This is a genomic window from Pedobacter psychrodurus, from assembly GCF_004331735.1.
Taxonomy (GTDB): Bacteria; Bacteroidota; Bacteroidia; order Sphingobacteriales; family Sphingobacteriaceae; genus Pedobacter; species Pedobacter psychrodurus.
The window spans coordinates 231,631-257,574 of the sequence record NZ_SJSO01000005.1 but is presented as its reverse complement, the minus strand read 5'-3'; the positions used below and the strand labels follow the sequence as shown (position 1 = coordinate 257,574).

Here is a 25,944-nt window from a genome sequence, read left to right as displayed (position 1 = left end):
ACTGCAAAGCTTTTACTTAGGCCTTACACCTTTTTACCTTATCTTTGCCAAATATGAAGCCGTCGGAGATTAATGCCAAGTGGAAAGTTTTACAGGAAAAGATTTCAAAGGAATTTGATTCGGATTTTCCTGATTTAAAAGTAATGCTTTTTTTAATCGGCGTTCAGGAACTGGGCAAAGGGCCAAAAAAATACAGCAAACGCCAAAAAGAGGAACTGATGCACATTGCTACCTGCCGTTTATTGAGCGAAATGGGCTTCTATGAACTCGAGGGATTAGATCAGGATGGCTGGCCACATTGGAAATTAATCAAAGCCATTCCACCTTATACCATGCTCGAGCAGGAAATGCTGATGAAATCGCTCGTGGTGAGTTATTTTGAAGATATTTATTCGTAAATTCTATCGTGCTGTCAGATGTTACCATCTGACAGATTTCATAAAATATAAGATTCTTTCTTTGGAAAGCAAGGCCATTTACTTCTATTTAAGTTAGTCGGGCTTTTTGCTTATCCCGATTTTACATCGGGACCGCTTCATCCGATAGCTATCGGATCCCATTTAGGTAATTCTGCCGGTGCAGCTATTTGAGGTTGCAGGTATTAATAACACCAAACCGAAGTTAAATAAACCTGATAGAAACGGAAAGCCCGTAACGCAGTGGAGGCTTGAAGTGGATAGCAGGGCTTTCGGAACCGATAAGCGCAGGAACCTGCTTTTCAAAAACTATATTAATTTATTATCACGTGTCAGATGGTAACATCTGACTGTACTCCCAAATGAAAACAAAAAACCCCAGTGGATGTACACCGGGGTTGCATTTATAATGACCTCATAGGTAGAGGGAAATTGCGATATTATCCTTGTTTTTGTGCGCTCGCTTTTAATGCATCGTTAGCAACGATTACAATCTCTACGCGACGGTTAGCTGTACGGCCTGCATCAGTTTCATTATCTGCAATTGGCTCAGCAAAACCTTTACCAATAGTAACTAACCTAGTTGATGGCACACCTTGCGAAACGGCATAAGCTTTAACTGCTGCTGCTCTTCTTTCTGATAGGCCCATGTTATATTGTTCGGTACCGCGGCTATCGGTATGACCGATAATTTTGATATCAGTATCAGGATATTGATTCAATGAAGAAGCTAAACTCTGGATGTTCGTTTTAGCCGCATCTTTCAAAGCCGTTTTATCGAAATCGAATAAAATACCGCTGTCGAATTTTACAATAATCCCTTCACCTTCACGAATAACTTCTGCATTAGGAATAGCTTTCTGGATTTCAGCTGCCTGTCTGTCCATTCTACGGCCGATAAAAGCTCCTGCTGTACCGCCAATAGCACCACCAATTAAGGCGCCTACTGCTGTATTACCGGCTTTTTTACCGATCAATGCACCAATAACACCACCAGCTGCAGCACCAATACCAGCTCCTTTTTGTGTTTTAGTTAAACTATCACAACTTTGGAATGCCATTGAACCAACCGCTAACCCTATACTTAATGTCGCTATTCTTACTTTTGAAATACTCATAATAATCTAGATTTATAATTCTACTCGTTATATTCAAACACAATGCCAAAAAGTAACCTAACTGCACTTTCTGTCTATTTTGACCAAATTTCACTACAAACAAGAACTATACACACAAAAAAAGAGTCCCGGTTAATGGAGACTCTTCGATAATGTATCATTCTTAGTACAAGAACTAAGCAGAGAAATAACTCTCTAATTCTTTTAATGTATTTTCATCTGTTTTAAAATCCTTAATTACTTGTCCTTTTTCAACCAAAATAATCCGGTTACAAACGTCGGTAACATGATTTAAATCATGACTGGAAATAAAGGTAGTCATGTTGCCTGTTTGCTCTTTTAACAGTTTTTTTAAACGGATCTGTGTAGTTGGATCGAGGTTGGCAAAAGGTTCATCCAAAATTAAAATTTCTGGCTTCTGCATCAGGGCAGCTGCAATTCCTACTTTATTCTGATTTCCTTTACTAAAATCGCGGATGTATTTTCCACTGTTTAATATTTCTCCATTAAAAAACTCACCGTATTGGTTTAGGTAGGCAGAAACATCGGCCACACTTAAATCGTGCAAGCTGCCAATGAAAATAAAATATTCCTCAGGAGTTAGGTAATCGATCAGAAAACCTTCGTCTAAAAACGATGCGGTGTAATTCTTCCAGTTATCGTTTTGCATGACGTTTTCACCTTTTGATAAAACCTCACCATTGGTAGGCCGGATTAAATCTAAAAGCATTCGGAAAAAAGTGGTTTTACCAGCGCCGTTATTTCCTACCAATCCAACGGTTTCGCCTGCGGCAATTTGCAAATCTTCGATGTTTACAACGGTTTTATCGCCATAAACTTTTTGTAAATTCTTAACTTCTAAAATCATAATTATTCTCTAAAGCCTTCGGCTATTTTATAACGTTGTAATTCTAATCTTTTTGCAATGTAGTTTACCCAATAGCCACGCATGAATAACATAATAAGGCCAAAGAAAGCAATTGTCATTAAGCCCAAATAAGGCCTGTTCAAATACCCAAAAGGCAAATAAATAAGGTAGGGTATTAGTATAAAAGGAATCATTAAGATCCATTGGGTGGCTCCCATCCCTTGAAAATTAAAACTAGCACTCCTTGTAATGTCAATCCGTTTGTAATTAAAAGTGGCTAAATACAAAACCAGAACTGTACAGAAGCCAATGTTATACAGGTAAGCCGCTAAGTGTAACAATAAAAGTTTTGGACTTAAAAAGCCATAAAAACTGGCCAGGATAGTTGTTATGGTACACATTATAGTAAAGAGCAAAAACTTGCCTTTGATGTAGTCTTTAAAATCGATTTTATTGATGAGTAAACCATCAAAATGTGAGCTTTGCCACGCAAACATAAACTGGCCATAACTGAGCACTGAAAAACCCGTCATAAAAATAGCAGCAAAAATCATCTTGCTAAAAGAATCTGCTGCAATAAATGGGGCTTTATAAAAGAGATATCCATATAATAAGAAGAATAGACCCATAAATACCGAGTATCGCGGCCGTTTGTGCCTTAAAATTAATTTAAGTTCTAGCGCGGCCAACTCCCCGGCTTTTCCAAACCTGTTTAAGAATGCATAATCAGTACTTACTTTCTTCTCCTGTTTCGAACCTAATTCTTCTACATAAAGGTTTCTACGCAGGTAATTGGAATTGAGGATAAAAATTACGGATGCTATAACTGGAAAGACAAGCCCTAAATAAGGCTTATCGGCCATCTCGCTAAAAACATAGTTAGATGCGACCATTATAGAAATCACCTTATAATATTCTAAGGCGGCAAATATACCAACGATAGCTAAACCGACTAATGTAAACAATACATTGGTAATCGATTTCCGCTTAAGGTACAAAACGAAATAGTTGTTAAACACCATAATCGAAAGGATAGCGATAATATACATCAACGCAACCAGTGCACCATCTACACTCCATATTTCGATAAATATGAATGGGAAAAACAAGAAAAACGGCCATATATTAAATGCAGAAAACAGTGCCTTTGCATTTAAAAAATTAATGATTTTACGCTTTGGTATTTTAAGGTGCAGGTAGGGTATGATACTCAGCGTTGGAATATCCTGAAGCTGTAACCGCATTAAGAAATCGAATGCGAAATAATATAAAATTATTCCGTTAAAGCTTGTCATCACATTTTGATTGGGAAAAATCTTTGGGAGGAAAATTGTCATACCAAAGCCAATCCCCACTGCAACAACAAGAAAATAAAGCATAAAAAAACCAATGATGATTTGTGTAGCAATACTTCCGCCCTTATTTCGCGAACGCCAAAAAGATTTTCTTTGATGACTTAAAAAAGTACTCAGCATATATAGTTTAGGTATTAGTTAATCATTAATGGTTTTATCTATTAGTATACGTTTAAGAGAAAATGTTACATTAATATTTGTATTTGTCCTTCCAGTTTTGCCTAAGTTTTTCGCGCAACTTCTCTTCGGCCTGGTTTTTACCTGGATCGTAGAGTTTAGTGCCGCTCAATTCATCTGGAAAATATTCTTGTGGCGAAAAATTTCCTTCATATCCGTGCGAGTATTGGTAATCTTTTCCATAACCGATATTTTTCATCAGTTTGGTTGGTGCATTGCGAATGTGCAATGGCACGGGTAAATTACCTGTTTGCTTAACCAAGGCTTGCGCTTTATTAATCGCTTCGTAGGATGCATTACTTTTAGGCGAGCTGGCCAGATAGGTTACACACTGCGATAAGATAATCCTCGCCTCTGGATAACCGATTACATTTACTGCAGTAAAACAGTTATTAGCCAAAAGCAAGGCATTAGGATTGGCATTGCCAATATCTTCCGAAGACAAGGTCAGCAACCTACGGGCTATAAATAATGGGTCTTCACCCCCTTCTATCATCCGCGCTAACCAATAAACGGCTGCATTGGGGTCGCTGCCACGGATTGATTTAATAAAAGCCGAAATAATATCGTAATGCTGCTCACCTGCTTTATCATACAGGGCAAGGTTTTGTTGTGCATGCGCCAATACGTTTTCGTTGGTGAGTATGATTTTATTTCCGCCGATACCATTAATGGCAATTTCGAGCACATTTAACAATTTCCGTGCATCACCACCAGATAAACGGATTAAAGCCTCATGCTCTTTTATGGAAATGCTCTTCTCTGAAAGAATACTATCTTTTTTAATGGCCGTTTGTAATAAACCCGCCAGCTCTGTTTCGGTTAACGATTTTAAAATGTAAACCTGACAGCGTGAAAGTAAAGCGGAAATAACCTCGAAAGATGGATTTTCGGTTGTTGCACCAATTAAGGTAACCAAGCCCCTCTCTACAGCTCCTAATAAACTATCCTGCTGCGATTTGCTAAAACGGTGAATTTCATCAATAAACAAAATGGGCAGCCCTAAAAAACTATCTTTTAACTGTGCTGCCCGATCAATTACCTCGCGGATATCTTTCACTCCGCTGTTAATGGCACTCAAATTAAAAAAAGGACGGTCTAATGCCTGTGAGATAATATAAGCCAAAGTGGTTTTGCCCACGCCCGGAGGTCCCCAAAAAATCATGGAGGGAAGCTGACTGCTTTCGATCGCTTTGCGCAACACTGCTCCTTCTCCAACTAAATGCTGTTGACCAACATATTCATCGAGATTTTGAGGGCGCATACGTTCGGCTAAAGGAGGCAGGTTTTGCATAATGGTAAATATATAAAAATTGAGTATTTTGTTTGTCGATAATTTACTAACCAAATATTGAAAGCATAAATTCCTAATTGTTAAAACAAAAGGACGAATGCTTTAGTTCTAATTTATTATTATGGACATTAAAAACTTAGATCATCTTGTATTAACGGTTGCCAATTTAGAAAGCACCTGCAAGTTTTACAGCCTTGCCCTAGGAATGGAAATTATTGAATTTGGCGAAAATCGAAAAGCTTTAAAATTTGGGAATCAGAAAATTAACCTGCACCAATATGGAAGTGAATTTGAACCTAAAGCTTTTAAACCGATGCCCGGAACAGCCGATCTATGTTTTATTACCGATTTCCCACTGCTCGAAGTGATGCAAGAACTTAAAGAAAAATGTATCGAAATTGAGGAAGGCCCTGTAGAGCGGACTGGCGCCAATGGTAAAATTAGCTCTATTTATCTCCGCGATCCGGATATGAATTTAATCGAGGTGAGTAATTATTTGTAAAGTCTTTGCAAAGACTTTTGCCACGGAAGCACTGAGTAACACGGAGATTGTAATTCTTTCATCGACGTCCTTTGCAACGATGGCTATTTAGTGGTGTTTTAAAAAAGGTCTTCGACAAGCGCAGACTGACACCTCTACATTTCATTACAAAAAAGGGTTGTTTTGATTGCATTAAGATTCCCAATCAAGTTGGGAATGACGCTCCGTATTGTATCAAGCTCCAGAAAATTAATCCTCAATCTTCGAGTGGTGTTTAGTATCTTTCATAGTAGTATATAAAATCAATGAGATTAAAATGCATCCGGTTACATACCAGTAGAAATAATTTTCGTGCCCGATTTTTTTAAACCATAATGCAAAATATTCTGCAGTTCCACCAAAAATGGCAACAGTTAATGCATAAGGCAAGCCTACGCCCAAAGCCCTGATTTCGGCGGGGAACAGCTCTGCCTTAACTACGGCATTAATACTTGTATATCCGCTCACAATGATCAGGGCGCCAATCATCAGCAAGAATATGATAGTCGTATTGGTTTCGCCAGCCAAGCTAGTTAAAATTGGATAGGTACATAAAGTACCCAGCACACCAAACCCGATTAATAAAGGTTTACGCCCAATTTTATCAGATAATAATCCAAACAAAGGCTGCATAGTTGCAAAAACCAATAAAGAGATGAAGGATAAAGTTGTAGAGGTTTCTTTACTGAGGTGTACCGTATTGACGAGAAACTTCTGCATATAAGTGCTAAAGGTATAAAAGGCGATTGTTCCTCCTAAAGTTAAGCCTACAACAGTAAAAACTTCCTTTGGATATTTCATCAGTACCGCAATGCCGCCTTTTTTGTCTGCCGAGTTTTTGCTTTTAAACGCCGAGGTTTCATCGATATGTCTCCGTAAATACAAAGCAATGAAAGAAAGTATAGCACCGATAAAAAATGGAATCCGCCAGCCCCATTCGTGCAGTTCGGCAGGGGTAAGCAACCAGTTTTGCAAGATTAATTGAATGCCCAAAGCCAACAACTGTCCGCCGATTAAGGTTACATACTGAAAGCTTGAATAAAATCCACGGTGTTTTTTGGTGGCCATTTCGCTGAGGTAAGTAGCAGAAGTTCCGTATTCGCCACCAGTACTCAAGCCCTGGATCAATCTTGCAAAAATAAGCAACAATGGGGCTGCAATTCCGATCTGTTTATAACCTGGCGTTAATCCTATAATTAATGACCCTATGGCCATAATGAGCACAGAAAGTGTCATCGAACGTTTTCGCCCTAGTTTATCGGCAATGCTACCAAACAGCCAGCCACCAATAGGACGCATTAAAAACCCTACAGCAAAAATTCCTGCTGTATCTAACAATTGTGCAGTTGGATTGCTATTTGGAAAAAAGGCAGGAGAAAAATAAAGCGCAAAAGCAGAGTAAGTATACCAATCGTACCACTCAACAAGATTACCAACCGAACCACCAAAAATAGATTTCAAGCGGTATTCTACATCCTTAATTTCTTTCTGGCGTACAGTATCAACGCTTTTATCCATGTTGCTAAATTATTGATTGAATGAGAGAATTTTGAATGTTTGAATTGTTAAATTATTGAGTGAGTGAATTATTGAACGAAACTTAACTTAAACAATTCGGTTCTTACCCAAAAATATGATAATTTTATAAATAAAGAGTGAAGCTGTTTTCATCCTGATACCATTCACTCCTTCTCTCATTCAACCTTCAATCATTAATTAAAATGAAAGATAACTTTTCTACCCAATCTGCCGATTACGCCGTATACAGACCAACCTATCCACAAGAATTATACGACTATCTGTTTGCGCTAGTAAAAAACAAAGAAACAGCCTGGGATTGTGCTACTGGGAATGGTCAGGTTGCGCGTGTATTGGCGCAGCATTTCAATGCTGTTTATGCCACAGATATCAGCGAAAACCAATTAAAAAATGCTTTACAATTACCAAATATTACCTACAAAGTTGAACCTGCAGAACAAACCTCGGTTGGTAATGATAGTTTCGATTTAATTACCGTAGCACAGGCTATCCATTGGTTTAACTTCGAAGCATTTTATGCCGAGGTAAAAAGAACACTAAAACCTGATGGACTTTTCGCGGTGATTGGTTATGGCATCATGTTTATCGATAAAAAGGTGGATAAGGCTGTACATAAACTTTATGAAGATATTCTGGGTAAATATTGGGACAGTGAACGCCGTTACATTGAAGAAGGTTATAAAACCATTCCCTTTCCTTTTGAAGAAATTATTGCCCCTCATTTTCAGATTAAAACCACATGGAATTTTAACCAATTGATTGGCTACTTAAATACCTGGTCTTCTTTGCAACATTATAAAAAGGCAAATGAACGCAATCCGCTGGAGTATATGTTTACCGAGCTAAAAGAAGCCTGGGGGGATGATGCAGAGAAAGATGTTCATTTCCCGGTTTTACTGCGAATTGGGCGGTAGGTTTAACCACTGAGAGAACAGAGATAAGGCACAGAGGACACTGAGTTCGATATGCAATTGGTCTCTACTCGCTCTGTGAAAACTCAGCGATCTCTGTGGTTAATTAATATTGTTATTTCAACAACTCCAGAATACCTAAAACAGTAAGTTTTTTCTGTTCACCGCTTTGCATATCTTTTAGGGTAAGTTCGCCGCTTGCAATTTCATCACCGCCAATTAAAATTACATAGGGGATTTTCTTGGCATCAGCATAAGCCATTTGTTTCTTCAGCTTGGCTGAACTTGGGTACAGTTCGGCTGAAATACCTGCATTTCTAAACTGCTGAACAATCGGCAAAGCGTATTTTTCAGCTTCTGCATCGAAATTACTGATTAACACTTTCGTACCAACTTCTGCTGCCGCTGGAAAAAGATTTAATTCTTCCAACACATCGTAAATACGGTCGGCACCGAAAGAAACACCAACGCCTGTTAAATCTTTCAAACCGAACATACCTGTTAAATCATCGTAACGACCGCCGCCGCCAATACTGCCCATGGCAACTTCGTTCGTTTTAACCTCGAAAATACAGCCGGTATAGTAGTTTAAACCTCGCGCTAAAGTAATATCTAATTCTAATTTAGCCGTTAACGGCAAACCATAAGAATTTAAACTTTCCACGTATTCAAAAACCTCTTCAATTTCTGCAACACCTTTTAAACCTGTTTCTGATTGGGACAGAACATCCTTTAGGCTGGTTAATTTTTCTTCATTGGTACCTTCAAGCAAAATCACCGGGCGAAGCTTTTCTAAATCCGCTTCGGTAAAACCTCGTTCTAAAAGTTCTTTACTTACTCCATCTAATCCGATTTTATCCAATTTATCGATGGCTACCGTCATATCGATAATTAAATCTGGCTTACCAATGATTTCGGCAATACCCGATAAAATTTTTCTGTTGTTAATTTTTATACTGAAATCTTTCAAGCCCAATTTGCTTAAAGCTTCATTGTAGATTAAAATAAATTCAGCTTCATTCAATAAACTTTCAGATCCCACCACATCCACATCGCACTGGTAAAACTCACGGTATCTGCCTTTCTGCGGACGGTCTGCACGCCAAACGGGCTGCACCTGAAAACGTTTAAATGGCAAGGTAATTTCGTGCTGATGCATCACTACGTAACGCGCAAAGGGCACTGTTAAATCGTAACGTAATGCTTTTTCAGAGATTAACGGAATCAGTTTATTACTATTATCTTCCTCCGCAAAATCGAAGGACTTCTTTTTTGGATCTTTAAGAAACTCGCCGCTATTTAAAATTTTAAAAATCAGTTTATCGCCTTCATCGCCATACTTTCCGGTTAAGGTAGAAAGGTTTTCGAAACTTGGGGTCTGGATTTCGGCGTAACCATATTTTCTGAAAACCGTTTTAATGGTATCGTAAATAAAGTTGCGTTTTACCATTTTAACCGGAGAAAAATCGCGGGTACCTTTTGCTAATGAGGGTTTAATAACTGACATAGCCACAAAAGTACAAAAATGTAATGTTTAAAAAACAAAGTTTCGTCATTGCGAGGAGGAACGACGAAGCAATCTCATAATTGTGGGTTTTAGCGAGCGTATTAAGATTGCTTCGTGCCTCGCAATGACGAATTATTTTAAAAACTACTTCCCCAACACCTCTTTCACCATTTCTCTATTTGGTTTACTCACCGGAATTTTTTCACCACTATCCATTAAAAGTGTTCCTCCATCTTCTTTCAGCCAGCTTTTTACAAATTTAGGGTTAACCAAATGGCTTTGGTGTGCCCGCACAAAACCATGCGGTTTAAGGAGATCTGAATATTCTTTTAACGATTTTGAAATCAACAGCTGATCGCCGTCGCTAAAAAAGAAGTTGGTATAATTGTTATCTGCTTCACACCTTATTATTTCTTCGGTATTAACATATCTGATTTCATTCTGTTGAGGCAAAGCAATTCTAGCATTTACTTTTAAAGTTTCTTTTTTATCGGCTTTTTCCTCAATTGTAGGGTTTTGATAAGCAAGCGGAGGTGCAAAGTTTATGGCTACAGTATTCGGAGCAGGGTTTGATGAGTTATTACGGTTTTTTTTAATCAAAAAATAGATCAACATAAAAACGCCACCAAAAAATCCAAAAAAGATAAGACCTGCTACCAAAAGCATCATTATTTCCGCACTTCCCATATTTAAAAAATCGGCTTGGGCAACCTGAATACCATAGGTGAGGATGAAAGCGAATCCGAAGATTATTTTATTTTTCATTTTTAGCAGGTCTAGACCTCTTAATTAAATATAAACATAAGAAAACAAAACCTATAACGAAGGCCAAAGCAAAAAAGCCCACGACCAAAAGCATGATTATCTCTGCCCCACCAAGATTCAAAAATTCTGCATGCGCCATCTGTAACCCAAAAGAAATGATAAAGAAGAATAAAAATAATAACTGTTTCATGTTGATTGATTTAAATGTTTAACAAAAGTAGCTACGTGCCATTCATTTTAAAATCAACATTGAGCATCGGCTGGCTTACCATGAGGATTGACGGGAAGGCTTTTAGTATTTTGCGAGGGTCGTCATAGTCGAAGACCAATATATACGGGACAATCAAAAAAAGATCCTTCGACCACGCTACCACTAACAGACTTCAATAGAATGATCGTCATTCCCGCGCAGGCGGGAATCTTAAAGCTTATTGCACTACGATTCCAATCAAGTTGGGAATGACAATTCCACGCAATATATTAATTCATTAAAATCCGCTGTCAATCGTATTGATTTTTATACAATAAATTAGCACTCAGGATGACAGCTTTTTCTGTTATCCCCCGGCTTTTTTTACCTTATAGCCATCTTTCTGAAGGATACCCATCACTTTATCGCGCACATCGCCCTGGATCATAATCTCGCCGTCTTTAACCGAGCCCCCTACACCACATTTGGTTTTAAGCATTTTGCCCAATACCTCTAAATCTTCTGAGCGGCCCCTGAAACCTGTAATTAAGGTTACAGCCTTGCCCCCACGGTTCTTTTTATCTAGCATTACCCTTAAATCCTGTTGATTGTTTGCTGAAGTAACCGTATCATCAACTTCTTCTTCGTATTCGAACTCCGGATTGGTAGAATACATAATTCCGCCAAGATCGTTTAAACTGTTTTTCTTTGGTTTCATGTTTTATAAATGTAAAATGGGTGATGCTTGCTTAATTCGTTCGTTATTAGTTCATGGTCTGAAAGTCAGATCGGCTCCAAACTCCAAACACTCAACTCCAAACTCACCTAGGGAACAATTACCTTTAACGATAGCGGGTGTACAAGCGCTTCAATCTCTGTTCCCATTTGTAAAGGTTCGCCATCTACATGCACTGCACCAGCTTTTTCTCTGGTAATTTTAATGTTTTTACCTTTAATAATTTCAATCATATCTGAGGTTTCGGCCTTCCCTCTTAACATTACATAACCCAATAATGGCAATTTTATTATCGGGAAAGGTTTAATAATGCAAACATCGAGCAAACCATCTTTTACCGAAGCATTAGGTGCAATATAAACGTCGTTTCCATACTGCGATGAATTGGCAATGCTAATGGCAAAAGCTTTTCTGGTATATTCTGCGCCATCAATGTTTAACAAATAAGTTTGGGCCTTATAGTTAAAAACTTCTTTAAAGCCTAGCTTTACATAACCCGATAAACCTCGTTTTTTATCTTTCGAAAAAACAGAACTTAAATGTGCATCGAAGCCCATACCAGCCAAGTTGAAAAAACATTTGTTATTAAACTCGGCAGTATCAATCTCATCAACCTTAAAATTATTGATCAGGGAAAGTGCATACCTTAAATTTTTGGATATCCTTAAAAACCTGGCGAGGCCGTTTCCCGATCCAAGTGGCAAAATCCCCAAAATCTTTTTGTGTTTTAGCACTTTGCTTGCCACTTCGTTTATGGTACCATCGCCTCCCGCAGCCACAATTACGTCGAAATTTTTAGTTGCAGCTTCGTCTGCCAATTCTCCGGCATGACCAACATATTCGCTAAAAACAAAGTTCGGGTTAAACTTTTCCTTATCCAGGTATTGATCAATAAAATCGGGGATGCGTAACTTCCCTCGCCCACCAGAGATAGGGTTTATAATAAAGAGGATATTGATCTTTGTGTGCAAAGTGTAAGAATGAATGCACAAAATAATCTATAATTTTTGAAATAAAGAAAATATGCTAATTTTGCAGCAGTAAAAAAGTGGATTGATTTGCTATCCCGATACCACGGGACCGGATTGCAACCACTTAAAAAAATTGCTAATGCCTCCTTTCAATCATTTCAACACCTGTTTCCAAGGGGTTTGGCAGTTATTAATTTGTTTATTTATCATTAATTTATTTAATAAATGTCGTATTTATTTACATCAGAATCTGTTTCAGAGGGTCACCCAGATAAAATCGCCGATCAAATTTCGGATGCATTAATTGATAACTTCTTAGCTTTCGATCCAGAATCAAAGGTTGCTTGTGAAACTTTGGTAACAACTGGTCAGGTTATTTTAGCGGGTGAGGTAAAATCTAAAACATATTTAGATGTACAACAAATTGCCCGCGATGTGATCAAGAAAATTGGTTACACCAAAAGCGAGTATATGTTTGAGGCTAACTCTTGCGGAATTTTATCGGCAATACATGAGCAATCTCAAGATATTAACCAAGGTGTAGATAGAACGAACAAAGAAGAACAAGGTGCTGGCGATCAAGGTATGATGTTTGGTTATGCTACTAACGAAACTGAAGATTATATGCCTTTGGCATTAAATCTTTCTCATAAATTATTGCAGGAATTGGCTGTATTGCGCCGCGAAAATAACGAAATCACTTATTTACGCCCTGATGCGAAAAGCCAGGTTACTTTAGAGTACGACGATAACAACAAACCTGTGCGTATTGATGCGATTGTAATTTCTACACAACACGATGATTTTGATGAAGAAGCAGCAATGCTGGCGAAAATCAAAACTGATTTAGTGAATATCCTGATCCCAAGAATTATCAAAGCCAATCCTGCATACGCACATCTGTTTAATGATAAAATTGAATACCACATTAACCCAACCGGTAAATTCGTTATCGGTGGCCCCCACGGAGATACTGGTTTAACTGGAAGAAAAATCATTGTTGATACTTACGGCGGTAAAGGCGCACATGGTGGTGGTGCTTTCTCTGGTAAAGATCCAAGTAAAGTAGATAGAAGTGCGGCTTATGCTACACGCCATATTGCTAAAAACTTAGTGGCTGCTGGTGTGGCCGACGAAATTTTAGTTCAGGTATCATATGCTATCGGTGTTGCAAAACCAATGGGTATTTACATCAATACTTACGGCACTGGCAAAGTGGGTAAAACGGATGGCGAGATTGCCAAAATTGTAGAATCGATTTTCGATATGCGCCCTTACTTTATTGAGCAACGTTTGAAATTAAGAAACCCAATTTATAGCGAAACTGCTGCTTATGGGCACATGGGTCGCACACCAGAAACGGTTACTAAAACTTTCAGAACGCCAAACGGTGAAGAAAAAACAGTTACGGTTGATCTGTTTACCTGGGAGAAATTAGATTACGTAGATCAGGTTAAAGCTGCTTTCGGCATTTAATTCTTCGACTAAATTATAGAAAAAGGCGTTTTGCAGATATGCAGAACGCCTTTTTTTTTGCTAGCCCGCACAAACTTACGAAGTTTAAAAGGCAAGCGGGGTAGGTAAAACTTCGTAAGTTAGCCTCGTGCAGTCGGATGGTAACATCCAACACAGATTCCGTGTTTGGTGGCTCAGCAAACTAGAAAATCAATCGATATTTTTTAGAAAAGCAGGTTCCTTTATATATCGGTTCCGAAAGCCCTGCCATCTGCTTTATCCCGATGAAAAATCGGGATGCTCGCTCCTGTCAGGCTTATTTAACTTAGGCTGGTGGTTCTTGGGAAGATAATCCCTTAAAAAAGAAATGCTTTGGAACTGTGCAGACTTCCGGTAATAGTAGTAAAAGCCTAACCTACCCAAACCTGATTGAAATGGAAAGCCCGTAAGCCCGATTCTTCATCGGGAGCGGACTTGTAATGAAAAGCAGGACTGACATTAAAAAGAGCTTCTGCAATTGCTTTCCAAAAAAAATAAGATTTACCCCTTGCTAAGTCAGATGTTAACATCTGAGCGAATCTGGTGGCTCCGCAAATACTAGAAAAATCAATTGATAACTTTTTTGAAAAGCAGGTTCCTGTCTTGATCGGTTCCAAAAGCCCTGCTCTCTGCTTTACTTCGTGCCGCGGCGATCAGGCTTATTTAACTTAGGCTGGTGGTTCTTGGGTTAGATAATCCATGCGCTGGCCAGCGCTAAGCTTACGCACCTGCAACCTAAAATAGCTGCACAAACAGCACCTACACAAACCTGATTGACGCGGTAGCTCCCGATTTTTTTTCTAATCGGGACTACAAGCAAAAAGCAGGACTGACATTAAAAAAACCACTGCAATTGCTTTCCAAAAAACAAGCTTTACCCCCTTGCTAAACTTACGAAGTTCCCCCAATGCTCATGCCTTGCAAAACTTCGTAAATTTAGGCCAAATGGTATTTCAGTTCCTGATGGCTGCCTTGTTCTACCACTAAACCTTTATCTAATACAATAATTTTATCAGCATTGTTCAGCGTACTCGATCGGTGTGTAATTACAATTACGGTTTTCTGTTCGGCTTTTAAAAGTTCGATCATCCGTTGTACATGTTGCTCAGAAACCGAATCGAGCGACGAGGTGGCCTCGTCCAAAATCAGAATTTCCGGATTGCGGTATAAAGCCCTTGCAATGGCAATCCGTTGTCTTTGTCCACCTGATAATGCGGTTCCATTTTCGCCTAAATAGGTTTGAAAACCTTTTGGCAAAGCTTCAATAAAACCGATTAAACCCAATTTAGTAGCAATATCAATAATCCTTTGCATATCGGGTTCTTCCTCGCCGATGGCAATGTTCTCGATTACATTACCAGCAAATAAATCAATCTGCTGGGGCACTACCGATACCATTCTGCGAAGCGACGAATTGGTAATGTATTTGAGATCATATTTTCCAATACGTACATTACCAGCCTGTATAGGATAAATATTCTGCAGGATAGACATTAATGTCGATTTTCCCGATCCGCTCTCGCCAACAATGGCCGTAAATTTTCCTTGTGGAATGGTTAAATTCAGATTTTCGAAAACAGCCAATCTGGTTCCATAACGGAAAGAAACATTTTCGAAATGAATATCCCCAATTTTATTGGCACTCAGCTCAATCTGGTTCTCATCACTTTCACGTTCAAGATCCATAATTTCGAATAACCTGTCTGCCGCAATTACCGCGTCCTGCACGGTTTTATTCATTCCGATTAAAGCGGAAACTGGTCCAGTAAAATAACCGATCAACGTATAAAATGATAGTAATTCTCCTGGTGTAATCGAATTGCTTAACACGTAACCTGCGCCCACCCAAAGCAATACAATGGTAATCATGCGCGAAATAAATTCGGTAGAAGTACCCGATACCACGGCATTTATATTTGATTTAAAGCCTGCCTGGAGCAACTTAATAAAACGGGTTTCGGTTTTCTCGTTAGCATGATCTTCTAAGCCGAAGCGTTTAATCGTACCTACTGCATTTAAGCTTTCTACCAATTGCGATTCGAGCTCGGCAGCATCCTCCATTAACCTACGCTGTGTACGTTTGTTAAATTTATCGGTAATTACATAGATTATCAGGTATAATGGGATAACAGTAAGCGTGATGAGCGCTAGTTTCCAGTAGTAAGTAAACATCATGATGAACGAGAAGAAAACAATGAAAATGTTGACCACAAAATTTACGCATACATCATTTAAAAATGTTCTGATTTTTACGGCATCGTTAATCCTCGAAATAATTTCGCCCACCCGCATGGTATCAAAAAACTGCTGGGGCAAACGGAGCAGGTGTTTGTAGTAGCCTAAAATAAGCTGCGAATCGATTAACTGGCCCGTTTTTAAGGTAAAAATTGTTTTTGCCGAGCCAATAAACAACTGCACCAAAAGAATAACCATCATGGCTATGCTCATCAGGTTTAGCAGATTATGGTTACCATCTACCAGCACAAAATCGACTAATTTCTGAACAAAAATAGAGGTGGATAAACCCAGTACAGTATAAACAATAGCACCAAATAAAACTTGTGTCAGAATGCCTTTGTGCGGTTTAATCAAACTCCAAAATCTACCTTGGATTGATTTTTTTTCATTGCCGATCTGAAAATCTTCTGATGGCAACAATAAGACTAAAGCACCGGTCCACTCCTTTTTGAATTCATCATGCGTTTTACGGTGCACTTTCCCATCTATAGGGTCCATCACCTCTATAAACTTACTATTTACTTTGTAAATCACTACATAATGCTGAAGGATATCATTCACAATGATATGTGCTATAGCGGGTGTAGGTATTTTAAATAAACTATCAAAAGGTGCTTTTACACCTTTCGCCTCAAATCCTAGTTTTTGGGCGGCTTCTACAAGTCCTAAAACGGTTGTACCTTTTTTATCGGTTCCGGCGAGCTGCCTAATGCGGGCAACGGCCAAATCCAATTTATAGTGAGCAGCAATTGAAGCCAGACAAGCCGCACCACAATCTGTTATATCTCGTTGCTTAACCTTTGTACTCATTGCCTTTTATGTTTTTTGGATTAAGTTTGGATTAACCCAATCATCTACCTTATCGTAAAGTAACTGATATAAACTCCGGTCGGTTACTTTAAAACGGGCAGTAAAATTCATTCCTTTTTTGAGGTATCCCTTATAACCGTTTTTTAGCATTAGAAAATTTTTATCCATTAAACACTTTACCTTAAAAGCAGGCTGGTTGCCATTTAAAATTACAATATCGTCTGAAATATCGATCACTTTACCTAAGGCCAAACCCCATTGGTTATAATTGTAGGCGTTTATTTGGAAGTGTACCTCTTGTCCTTTTCTAATTAGGCCAATATCAGAAGGATTGATATAACAATAAGCGGCCAAACCAGCATCAGGAGAAACCTCTCCCACTTTTTGATTGGCAAATACGTAAGCCCCTTGCTGTAAACCGATTAAGTTTTGAACAGAGCCATCTATTGGTGCCCGTAATACATATTGTTTTTTCTGTTCGTTAAGTTCTGCCTGCTGGCCTGAAAGTTGGCGAAGTTCATTGCGGTACCCGTTGGCTTCGGTTTGCCATTGGGTTTTATATTTAGTACGCACCATTAAGTAAACCGATTCGGCCTGCTCGAGTTCGTATTTGTATTTTTCGTATTCAGATTGTGTAATTACTTTATTTTGATAAAGCTTACTATAACGCGCAAAGTTACTCGCGGCCTGTCTTTTTGCAATACCAGCGTTTTTCGACTCCTGTACATATTGTTGCCAGGAAGCAACGTACTGGCCGCTTTGCAGATCGGAACCGCCGTTAAATGATAACAGTGTGCTAATGTCTTGTAAAAAATGGGTGATCTGATTTTTACGCGTTTCTACCAAAGCATCTTGCTGTTTGGGTAAACCAGCATCAATGGCCAGCAGTGTATCGCCTTGTTTAAGCCTCTTATTATCCGAAAGTCTGTACTGTATTAATCGGCCATTAACCGGTACAATAAGTTCTGTTTTTTCGATGGTAGATTGTAAAATGCCTGTACCATTTACGCTAATGGGTATTTTAACAAAGGGAAGGGCAACCAAAACAATTAAAATGGCTGCCACGGCAACGATATAAATTAACTGGCTTGATTTACTAATTTGGGAACGGTAAACGAGAGCGGTATTTGAAATTCTTTCTGTAGAGTAGCTGGTTAGCGCCATAGTGTTTGAAATCGTAAAGCATCCGCTATTCTGAAAGCCAGAACAGCGGATACAATAAATTGCTTATAGACTCCAAACAAGTTTCAAAACATTGGTTACTGTTTTGCTTAAAAATGCTGAAGTGTCTGCGCCAACTGCATTTAAAGTTCCTGAAAGAGAAGCTAAAAGTTCGCTTAATGTATTGTTAACAATACCACCACCTTCAACTTGTGACATTTCAGTTGTGTTCATTTCTTTAACACCAAGATTTTTTAATTCTAAACTTTTCATACTAGATTTTTTTTGAGTTTTAAGATCCCTACTCTTTTGAAGGCTTTTCGGGATGCGCCTGATGCTCGGCCAAACACTTTGACTAATGTAATAATATTAGCTATAAGGATGTAGTATTAAACACCTAACACAAACCTAACAACTCTATAATATAGTCTATAAAAATGGGCTCAGAACATTAAAAACGCAATATTTCCAGAGAAATGATTGTATCATTTATTATATTCAATTTATTCATTAGCCTTAAACCATCTTATATTCTTTTTATTCGCTGTATTTAAGGCCTTGGGTCTTAAAAAAGTCAATAAATCTAGATGCCGTTCATTTTCATAAATGCAGTCTCTTTTTCTGCAATATGATCGTCGTCAATGGCATACGATTTAATATTAGCAATTTTCATTTCATCAATTACATCTACAAAATTCTGGAACTTAGCCGTTTTAGCTGGCTTGATAATTACGATCATATATTTGGCCGGATTATGCTGATGGGTTTCAGCAACTAGTTTCTCGTTTGCAATAATCTCTTTTTGAATGTTGGCTACCAGGGTAACCTTCATATTAGCCTTTTCTATTGTTCCCATGTAGCAAACAGCCTTGTTGTTTTTGCCAAGCAGGATGGTCATGGTACGAGATTCGGGATAATTTTCTACTACATCAATATCCGTTTCATCAGGCTTGGCAATATCTGCCGCATTTAAAGTACCCAAAGAAGTAGTGAGCATAAAAAATGTAGTTAATAAAAACATCAGATCTACCATAGCGGTAAGGTCTACCCTTGGTGCAGTTTTTTTGGTTCTTCCCTTTGCAGCCTTGCCGCTTTGAGATTCGTTTAGAGTGGCCATAATAATTTAGGTTTTTAATGATGATGACAACAGCAATCGAATTGCATAAAAAAAGCGATTAAAAATTTAATCGCTTAAAGACTCCAACAAAAAATCGTCATCTCGATCCGATAGCTATCGGATGAAACGCAGTGAAATGGAGAGATCTTTAATAGATTTCTCGACTGCATTGCACTCCGCTCGAAATGACGATCAAACTAATATACAAAATATTACTTCACCGCTTCAATTACACCGCAACCCACCCGTGGTCCTGAGTTACCAGTTGGTTGTGTGGTATAATCGTCGGTACCGCCATGTACAATAATCCCACGACCGATAATATTTTTAATATCGCCATCTTTAATGTTCCATCTATCAGTAGTAACCGAAAGGGTAGCATGGCCTTTATTATCTAACATAATATTGCCGATATCTCCACTATGATAAGCGGCAGATCCCCATTTCCCATGGGCTTCTTTTGTTGGATTCCAATGGCCATGGGTATTTTCGCCCATATTGCCGCAATCGCCATGTTCGTGAAAATGGACCGCAACATTACTATCTGCATGCGCTGCAAAATTCATCTCGATATCCATTTTAATTTTTCCATCACTCAGTTCGTAAAACTTTGCTGTTCCAATGGTTTTAGTATTATCAGCTGTTTCGGTTAGTGTAGCCTGGGCAATTTCTTTGTCGGTATTAGCACAAGCACTGATCAATGCTACGCCTGCAATAGCGAGGCTTAAAAGATATTTTTTCATTTTATAAAATTTAGTTTGTATAAGAAACAGATTGACAATCATTTAGTTTGCTTTAAAAGAACGACATGCAAAACCATTTCGAATGCTACTTGTTTAATGGGTATAAAATCGTATAACTATGGAACAGCCAATAGCAATGAACACTTTAAGTCAAATTTTGGAGAAATTGAGGCTGAAAGGAAAAGATAACGAGTTAAAAATATCTGATCATGGTAAAATGCAAAGTAAATCTTTGGGTAAAATTTATAGACCTGAAGATTTAACTATTGTTAAAACTTATCGCTTTGAAGGAGATTCAGACCCTGCAGACAACTCTGTACTTTACCTCTTAGAAGATCAGGATAAAAACATTGGATATATATTAGACGCTTACGGAATATATTCTGATAATGAAGGGCCGGCATTTGATGATTTCTTAAAGAAAATTCCTACCGAAAACAGAGACGAACAGGAACTGTTTTGTTAATAACCTAAAAGTCTGATTGAAAAGGGAGAATTAGCGTAATCTGATTCTCCCTTTTTTTATTTTAAAATATTAGCAGCTTATAATTCTGTAATTTTGCGCCTCATTTACGAGCACCAAATGAAAAGCAAAATCAATATCCCACCCATACCAGCTGTCTTACTCTCTATTATTAGTGTGCAGTGTGGGGCGGCAATTGCAAAAGGGCTTTTCCCACAAATTGGTGCTGCTGCTACAGCATCATTACGGATCGGTTTATCTGCGGTGATCTTATTAATTGCCTTTAGGCCAAACCTATTTAAACTAAACGCCAAACAATGGAAATATGTTATCCTTTATGGTGTTTGTTTAGGGGTAATGAATATGGTATTTTATATGGCCATAGCAAGAATTCCGATCGGTTTAGGGGTAACCTTAGAATTTGTTGGACCTTTGGGTCTGGCCATTTTTGGCTCTAAAAAACCGGTCGATTTTCTTTGGGTAATACTGGCCGCAACCGGCATTGCACTAATTGCCCCATGGACCAGTACAGGGTTGAATGTGGCGGGTGTGTTACTGGCCCTTTTAGCTGGCATTTTTTGGGCAGCTTATATTATATTGGGTGGAAGGATTTCAAAAATAATGAAAGGTGGTGATGCTGTTGCCATTGGAATGTTATTCGCTACCCTAGTCATCTTGCCATTTGGTATTTTTGGCGGCGGCTTAAGCGGTTTGAGTCCGAAATTATTGGGTTTAGGAGCAGCGCTTGCTCTACTATCAAGCGCCATCCCGTTTACCCTCGAAATGAGAGCCCTTAAGCAGCTCCCTGCACGGACTTTCAGTATTTTAATGAGCCTCGAACCCGCCATGGCCTCACTGGCTGCACTCGTTTTTTTACAAGAATACCTCACCTTAAAAGAGTGTTTTGCCGTGGCTTTCGTTGTAATTGCTTCTGCAGGTTCTTCGTTAACAGCCAGGAGTGCAAAACTGTAATTAGGCCAGTTTTTCTGTTTTATAGATTACAACATCATCTGCCAACGTATCCGCTTGCACCACAAAGGCTAAAATATAAGGCTGCTGATTGTGGAGGTCCAAACCTGCCTGATCTTTCCATTCTTCCTGAAAAATAAAAGTATTATCCTCTGCTGCTTCGTGCAGATCATACTGAATGCAGGCTTCCTCTTTACGGGAATTTACAACCATATCCAACAGCACATTTCTTAATGCGGCTACGGTTTCTTTTTTACTTTTAACTATTGCTGTTAGATAAATGCTCATATATTTCGGTATTTAAAAAGTTTTGGGTTAAATGTTCCTGGTGTAATTTTAATGCACTATTGATATCTGCGTTCTTTTCTACATCATGAAAATGGATGCCTTCTATCCGTTCCATTCCGGTAAAAGCATTCATTCTGTGGAAGCCGAACAATACACCATCATCTACACTGGTTTCCATAAAAAATTCTTCGGGTAAGGTAAATGCCTCTTTTGGTGCGTTCCACGATGATGTTACCATATACTTACGGCTATGCAACATCCCGCCGGTACCGTAGTTTCTTGTCGGATTATCGGCTTTACGGCCGTCACTTGTATAGATTCCTTTTTTATGCCCTTCAGTAAACACAACATCGATATATTTCTTAAATCCATGTGGTAACTGAAACCACCAGATTGGTGTGTGGTAAATTACAACATCTGCCCAAACATATTTTTCTACTTCTTCCTTTGGGTCGTAATTGTGGTTAATATTGGTTGTTTTTATTTCAAATCCTTCCACTGATGAAAAGAAATCGGCTGTGGCGTTAGCTATCGTTTCGTTAAATCTTCCGCCGGAGTGTCCAAATTTTTGTCCTCCATTGATGATGAATATTTTTGTCATTTCGTTTTTCTATTTTGATAAGACAAAATTACAGTGCCTAAACCTATTATTAAAACAAGTTAATTCATAGCTTTGTATCAGAATTATAATACTAATACTATGGTTAATTTAGAATGGTACAGAAGTTTTAAGGCGATTTATAAAACAGGAACTTTAACAGGCGCAGCAGAAAATCTCTTTATTTCACAACCAGGGGTAAGTTTACATTTAAGCTCTTTAGAAAGTTACGTTGGCTACAAACTGTTCGAGCGTACAGGCAGGAAGATGATTCCTACCGAAAAAGGGAAAGTGTTATATAACTTTATTGTAGAACCACTTGGAAAGCTCGAAGATGCCGAAAAACATTTTCAAAAAAGCACAGAGAAACATACACCAACCATTAGCGTAGGCATGTGTTTTGAGACTTTTCAGATAACGCTCGAACAATATATTTCTACCCTTCCTTTTAATATGATCATCCGTTTTGGCGAATATCCTGAAATGTTAGATCAATTGGATAAAGGTATTTTAGACCTCATTATTACCCCGCAAAAAGGTAATTCACCTAATGTAGAGCACGAGGCTTTTTCTTCCGAAACCATCGTTTTAGTAGGCGGAATAGAAACTGACGGGCAAACTTTTGATTCGTTAGTTAAAAAGAAAGATTTAACAGGAATGGAAGCATGGTTAAAACAACAAAAATGGTATGGAACAGCCGGCGATATGGAGCATCTCTTACGTTTCTGGCAGCTCAATTTTGGCAAACATGCCGATTTCAGACCAAATTATATTGTACCTAATCTAAATTCCATCGTTCGCTGTTTATCTGGCGGAAAGGGTTTAGCGATCATCCCAGATTTCCTTTGCAAAAAAGAAGTAGAAGCCGGAAAAGTGAAGGTGATTTGGGAAGGCACCTCAAAACTGACAAATACTTTATATTTTGGTTGTAGGAAAAACACACAGTATGCATCAGAAATTCATATAATTAAAAAACTTTTTAAGGAGGTTATGGTTAGTATATAGTTTATATCAAAAATGATCATGGTTAGATCCGTGATTTAATTTTGTTTTACACTTAGATAAATAATTATTTCAGATAATACTTAAGCTTCCGTAATGAGTTATCCTAATCACCTGTTAAGTAACGATCAATTATTAGAAGTTTTTAACTTGACCCATACGGCCACAGCTGTTCATGTGGGAGAAACGGCTGTAATTCAAGCGGCTAATGATGCCATGCTCAGAATCTGGGGCAAAAACAGAAGCGTAATCGGAAAATCGCTGGAAGACGCCTTACCGGAGTTAAAAGGACAGCCTTTTATTGGGATGTTCAGAAAAGTATGGTTAGAAGGGTTAGTTATCTCAGGAAAAGATACCGCAGCTGATTTGATGATTGACGGTAAACTGCAAACATTTTATTTTGATTTTGAATACCGGGCCATAAAAAATGATGCAGGTAAAACCATTTGCATTCTACACACGGCAATTGATGTAAGTGAGCGGGTACTTAGACAGGAGGCTGTAGAACGAGCGCTTGAAAAAGAAGAGGCACTACAACGCGAACAAACTTTAAATGAAGAATTGGCGGCAACAGTAGAAGAACTGGCAACAACCAATGAAGAGCTTGTTGCCACAAATGAAGAACTCCAGGAAACGCAAGAAACCCTGCACGTTTTAAATAACGAATTGGAATTAAGGGTTGTCGAACGTTTTAACCAACTTTCGGAAAGTGAAAAACGTTTCAGAACCATGGCCGAGGGAACCGATATCTTTATTGCTGTTGGAGATGAAAGTGGAAATGCCATTTATTTCAACAAACCCTGGACGGAATTAACAGGCCGATCGATGAAAGACCTCCTGGCCTTTGCCTGGATCGATTTAGTCCACCCTGAAGACCGCGATGGATATCTAAATATTTATCTTTCAGCTTTGGCCGAACAAAAACCATTTACAGGCGAATTTAGAATCCTGACCAAAAAAGGAGATTACCGATGGTTGCTGGCCAATGGCCCACCACGCTTTCATGCTGATGGATCTTTTGCTGGATACATAAGTTCTTGTGTTGATATAACAGAAAGAAAATTAATGGAAATAGAAAGGCAGAACTTAAACAAGCTCGTTGAGGCCAGTTCTGAATTTATTGGTTTGGCTGGATTAGATATGTCTATCCAGTATTTAAACCCAGTAGCACTAAGAAAATTGGGCTGGAGTAGTTTCACCAAAAGAACCATTTTAGATTGTGTTTTTCCAGAAGATCGATCAATTGCCGAGGAACTTTTACCAGGAATATTACAAAAAAATAATTTCAGAAAAGAAATTCGTTTCTGGAATGAAAAAACAGGAAATCCTTTTTGGATTGAGTGGAATGGTTTCGCCATTAAAAACGAAGAAACTGATGATGTAATTGCCATAGCTACCGTGAGCTCCGATATTACAGAACGAAAGCTTTATGAGAAGGAACTTCAGGACATAAATGCGGAAATGACAGCAGCAAATGAAGAGCTTGCCCAAACACACGATGACCTTATCCAATATACCAATAAACTCGCTGATAGCGAGGTAAAACTGCGACAAGCTATAGAAACGGGTAGAATGGGTACCTGGAGTATCGACCCTAAAACACTTGAGGTTACCATGTCTGCTTTTGTTAAAGAATTATTGGGCCTGCCGCTTGATGAACCTGCCACGATGGATTCGATTATAAAAGCTGTGAATCCAGATTACCATGATATGTTAAAATCAGCGTTGGAAAATGCGTTAAAAGACCATTCGCCAAGCGACTCTGAATATCCAATTAATCATTTAATCACTGGTGAAGAAAAATGGGTTAGGGCAACAGGAAGAGTTTTTGTAGATCAGCATGGCAATGCAACAGAATATTCAGGCCTATTTATTGATATTACGGAGCAAAAATTAGATGAACTCCGGAAAAATGACTTTATTGGCATGGTAAGTCATGAGTTAAAAACACCATTAACTGCCATTAATGGATTTGTACAGGTTTTGCAGCGCAAAGCGAAAAAAGATGAAGATAATTATGCCGTTATTGCGTTAGATAAAGCACATAGCCAGATCAGAAAAATGACGACCATGATTAATGGTTTCTTGAATGTGTCTAGGTTGGAATCGGGCAAACTGCTAATTGAAAAAACCAATTTCAAATTAGATGATTTGCTGAAAGAAACCATTGAGGAAACTTATATTTCGCAATCATCTCATCAAATCATATTAAATGAAACCTGCTCGGTGGAGATCAATGCTGATCGGGATAAAATCGGGAATGTTATCTCAAACCTGATTAGTAACGGTTTAAAATATTCAGACAATGGTACACGTATTGAAGTAAGCTGCAAACTGCACGATACTGAGGTTGAGATTAAAATTAAGGATGAGGGAATAGGCATAAAACCCGATGATATTGATAAACTTTTTGAACGTTATTACCGCGTAAAGGGGAATCACACCATTTCTGGTTTTGGAATCGGGCTTTACTTAAGTGCTGAAATTATAGAAAGGCATAATGGAAGAATATGGGCAGAGAGTGAAGAAGGCAAAGGTTCTACTTTTCATTTTACTTTGCCTTTGAGTTAATTTATCACAGCTTTTTATCACAAAGGTTTTCGCAAAGTGCACTAAGTTTTTTCAAGAAATTCGTTATTTCGAGGCAGGGGATTTATTGTAGTGTGTCGTCATTCCCGCGCAGGCGGGAATCTT

At 38.4% G+C, this 25,944-nt stretch carries 25 protein-coding genes; 8 read left to right on the top strand and 17 right to left on the bottom strand.

Annotated features, from left to right (window positions below):
* Positions 1–53 precede the first annotated feature (53 nt).
* Entirely contained in the window at positions 54–398 is a 345-nt protein-coding gene (locus tag EZ456_RS07895; RefSeq protein ID WP_131028267.1) for a hypothetical protein, read from the top strand.
* 458 nt (positions 399–856) lie between these two features.
* On the opposite strand, the gene EZ456_RS07890 is transcribed toward EZ456_RS07895, so the two are convergent.
* The 4 genes from EZ456_RS07890 to EZ456_RS07875 all read right to left on the bottom strand — a co-directional run bounded on the left by EZ456_RS07890 (position 857) and on the right by EZ456_RS07875 (position 5,228).
* Entirely contained in the window at positions 857–1,534 is a 678-nt protein-coding gene (locus tag EZ456_RS07890; protein WP_205945050.1) for an OmpA family protein, read from the bottom strand.
* A gap of 175 nt (positions 1,535–1,709) precedes the next feature.
* Positions 1,710–2,402 carry an ABC transporter ATP-binding protein gene (locus EZ456_RS07885; RefSeq protein ID WP_205945049.1) on the bottom strand — a complete coding sequence of 231 codons (693 nt, stop codon included), beginning with the start codon at positions 2,400–2,402 and terminating at the stop codon, positions 1,710–1,712.
* Between the two features lie 2 nt (positions 2,403–2,404).
* Positions 2,405–3,877 carry a DUF5687 family protein gene (locus EZ456_RS07880; protein ID WP_131528959.1) on the bottom strand — a complete coding sequence of 491 codons (1,473 nt, stop codon included), beginning with the start codon at positions 3,875–3,877 and terminating at the stop codon, positions 2,405–2,407.
* A gap of 70 nt (positions 3,878–3,947) precedes the next feature.
* On the bottom strand, positions 3,948–5,228 hold the full coding sequence (locus EZ456_RS07875; RefSeq protein WP_131528957.1) for a replication-associated recombination protein A: 1,281 nt from the start codon (positions 5,226–5,228) through the stop codon (positions 3,948–3,950).
* A 121-nt stretch (positions 5,229–5,349) separates the two neighbouring features.
* Between EZ456_RS07875 and EZ456_RS07870 the strand changes: the two genes are divergently transcribed.
* Positions 5,350–5,730 carry a VOC family protein gene (locus tag EZ456_RS07870; protein WP_131528955.1) on the top strand — a complete coding sequence of 127 codons (381 nt, stop codon included), beginning with the start codon at positions 5,350–5,352 and terminating at the stop codon, positions 5,728–5,730.
* Positions 5,731–5,958: 228 nt separating this feature from the next.
* Here the strand turns inward: EZ456_RS07870 and EZ456_RS07865 are convergent, their stop codons facing one another.
* Entirely contained in the window at positions 5,959–7,266 is a 1,308-nt protein-coding gene (locus EZ456_RS07865; protein WP_131528953.1) for an MFS transporter, read from the bottom strand.
* A gap of 203 nt (positions 7,267–7,469) precedes the next feature.
* On the opposite strand from EZ456_RS07865, the gene EZ456_RS07860 reads away from it, so the two are divergent.
* Positions 7,470–8,201 (top strand): class I SAM-dependent methyltransferase, encoded by a 732-nt coding sequence (locus EZ456_RS07860; RefSeq protein ID WP_131528951.1) that lies wholly within the window; start codon positions 7,470–7,472, stop codon positions 8,199–8,201.
* A gap of 112 nt (positions 8,202–8,313) precedes the next feature.
* Here the strand turns inward: EZ456_RS07860 and hisS are convergent, their stop codons facing one another.
* The 5 genes from hisS to EZ456_RS07835 form a co-directional block, all read right to left on the bottom strand.
* A complete protein-coding gene (hisS, locus tag EZ456_RS07855; RefSeq protein ID WP_131528949.1) occupies positions 8,314–9,705 on the bottom strand; it encodes a histidine--tRNA ligase in 1,392 nt (463 codons plus the stop codon).
* Positions 9,706–9,849: 144 nt separating this feature from the next.
* On the bottom strand, positions 9,850–10,470 hold the full coding sequence (locus EZ456_RS07850; RefSeq protein WP_131528947.1) for a LytR/AlgR family response regulator transcription factor: 621 nt from the start codon (positions 10,468–10,470) through the stop codon (positions 9,850–9,852).
* Positions 10,460–10,660, bottom strand: coding sequence for a hypothetical protein (locus tag EZ456_RS07845; protein WP_131528945.1), 201 nt, complete (start codon positions 10,658–10,660; stop codon positions 10,460–10,462). Before EZ456_RS07845 ends, EZ456_RS07850 begins: the two co-directional genes overlap by 11 nt.
* Positions 10,661–11,027: 367 nt before the next feature.
* Positions 11,028–11,378: a translation initiation factor gene (locus EZ456_RS07840; protein ID WP_131528943.1), complete on the bottom strand. Its 351-nt coding sequence runs from the start codon at positions 11,376–11,378 to the stop codon at positions 11,028–11,030.
* A gap of 107 nt (positions 11,379–11,485) precedes the next feature.
* Entirely contained in the window at positions 11,486–12,367 is an 882-nt protein-coding gene (locus tag EZ456_RS07835) for a diacylglycerol/lipid kinase family protein (protein WP_225876492.1), read from the bottom strand.
* 225 nt (positions 12,368–12,592) lie between these two features.
* Between EZ456_RS07835 and metK the strand changes: the two genes are divergently transcribed.
* Positions 12,593–13,843, top strand: coding sequence for a methionine adenosyltransferase (gene metK, locus EZ456_RS07830; RefSeq protein WP_131528939.1), 1,251 nt, complete (start codon positions 12,593–12,595; stop codon positions 13,841–13,843).
* Positions 13,844–14,797: 954 nt separating this feature from the next.
* Here metK and EZ456_RS07825 read toward each other — a convergent pair.
* From EZ456_RS07825 to EZ456_RS07805, 5 genes are all read right to left on the bottom strand, one after another.
* Entirely contained in the window at positions 14,798–16,909 is a 2,112-nt protein-coding gene (locus EZ456_RS07825) for a peptidase domain-containing ABC transporter (protein ID WP_131528937.1), read from the bottom strand.
* Positions 16,910–16,915: 6 nt separating this feature from the next.
* Positions 16,916–18,073 (bottom strand): HlyD family secretion protein, encoded by a 1,158-nt coding sequence (locus tag EZ456_RS07820; RefSeq protein ID WP_131528935.1) that lies wholly within the window; start codon positions 18,071–18,073, stop codon positions 16,916–16,918.
* Between the two features lie 63 nt (positions 18,074–18,136).
* Positions 18,137–18,343 carry a bacteriocin gene (locus tag EZ456_RS07815; protein ID WP_131528933.1) on the bottom strand — a complete coding sequence of 69 codons (207 nt, stop codon included), beginning with the start codon at positions 18,341–18,343 and terminating at the stop codon, positions 18,137–18,139.
* A gap of 310 nt (positions 18,344–18,653) precedes the next feature.
* On the bottom strand, positions 18,654–19,187 hold the full coding sequence (locus EZ456_RS07810) for an ExbD/TolR family protein (RefSeq protein ID WP_131528931.1): 534 nt from the start codon (positions 19,185–19,187) through the stop codon (positions 18,654–18,656).
* 212 nt (positions 19,188–19,399) lie between these two features.
* Entirely contained in the window at positions 19,400–19,930 is a 531-nt protein-coding gene (locus EZ456_RS07805; RefSeq protein WP_131528929.1) for a superoxide dismutase family protein, read from the bottom strand.
* Between the two features lie 118 nt (positions 19,931–20,048).
* On the opposite strand from EZ456_RS07805, the gene EZ456_RS07800 reads away from it, so the two are divergent.
* Together EZ456_RS07800 and EZ456_RS07795 are read left to right on the top strand one after the other, a co-directional pair.
* Positions 20,049–20,396 (top strand): hypothetical protein, encoded by a 348-nt coding sequence (locus EZ456_RS07800; protein WP_131528927.1) that lies wholly within the window; start codon positions 20,049–20,051, stop codon positions 20,394–20,396.
* Positions 20,397–20,513: 117 nt separating this feature from the next.
* The gene (locus EZ456_RS07795) at positions 20,514–21,365 is read left to right on the top strand and encodes an EamA family transporter (protein WP_131528925.1); all 852 of its coding nucleotides are present in this window, start codon (positions 20,514–20,516) and stop codon (positions 21,363–21,365) included.
* Here the strand turns inward: EZ456_RS07795 and EZ456_RS07790 are convergent, their stop codons facing one another.
* Together EZ456_RS07790 and EZ456_RS07785 are read right to left on the bottom strand one after the other, a co-directional pair.
* The gene (locus EZ456_RS07790) at positions 21,366–21,650 is read right to left on the bottom strand and encodes a putative quinol monooxygenase (RefSeq protein ID WP_131528922.1); all 285 of its coding nucleotides are present in this window, start codon (positions 21,648–21,650) and stop codon (positions 21,366–21,368) included.
* Complete coding sequence (locus EZ456_RS07785) at positions 21,622–22,251, bottom strand: NAD(P)H-dependent oxidoreductase (RefSeq protein WP_131528920.1); 630 nt, start codon at positions 22,249–22,251, stop codon at positions 21,622–21,624. Before EZ456_RS07785 ends, EZ456_RS07790 begins: the two co-directional genes overlap by 29 nt.
* 99 nt (positions 22,252–22,350) lie before the next feature.
* On the opposite strand from EZ456_RS07785, the gene EZ456_RS07780 reads away from it, so the two are divergent.
* Together EZ456_RS07780 and EZ456_RS07775 are read left to right on the top strand one after the other, a co-directional pair.
* On the top strand, positions 22,351–23,253 hold the full coding sequence (locus EZ456_RS07780) for a LysR family transcriptional regulator (protein WP_131528918.1): 903 nt from the start codon (positions 22,351–22,353) through the stop codon (positions 23,251–23,253).
* Between the two features lie 93 nt (positions 23,254–23,346).
* Positions 23,347–25,821, top strand: coding sequence for a PAS domain S-box protein (locus tag EZ456_RS07775; RefSeq protein ID WP_131528916.1), 2,475 nt, complete (start codon positions 23,347–23,349; stop codon positions 25,819–25,821).
* Positions 25,822–25,944: the final 123 nt, after the last annotated feature.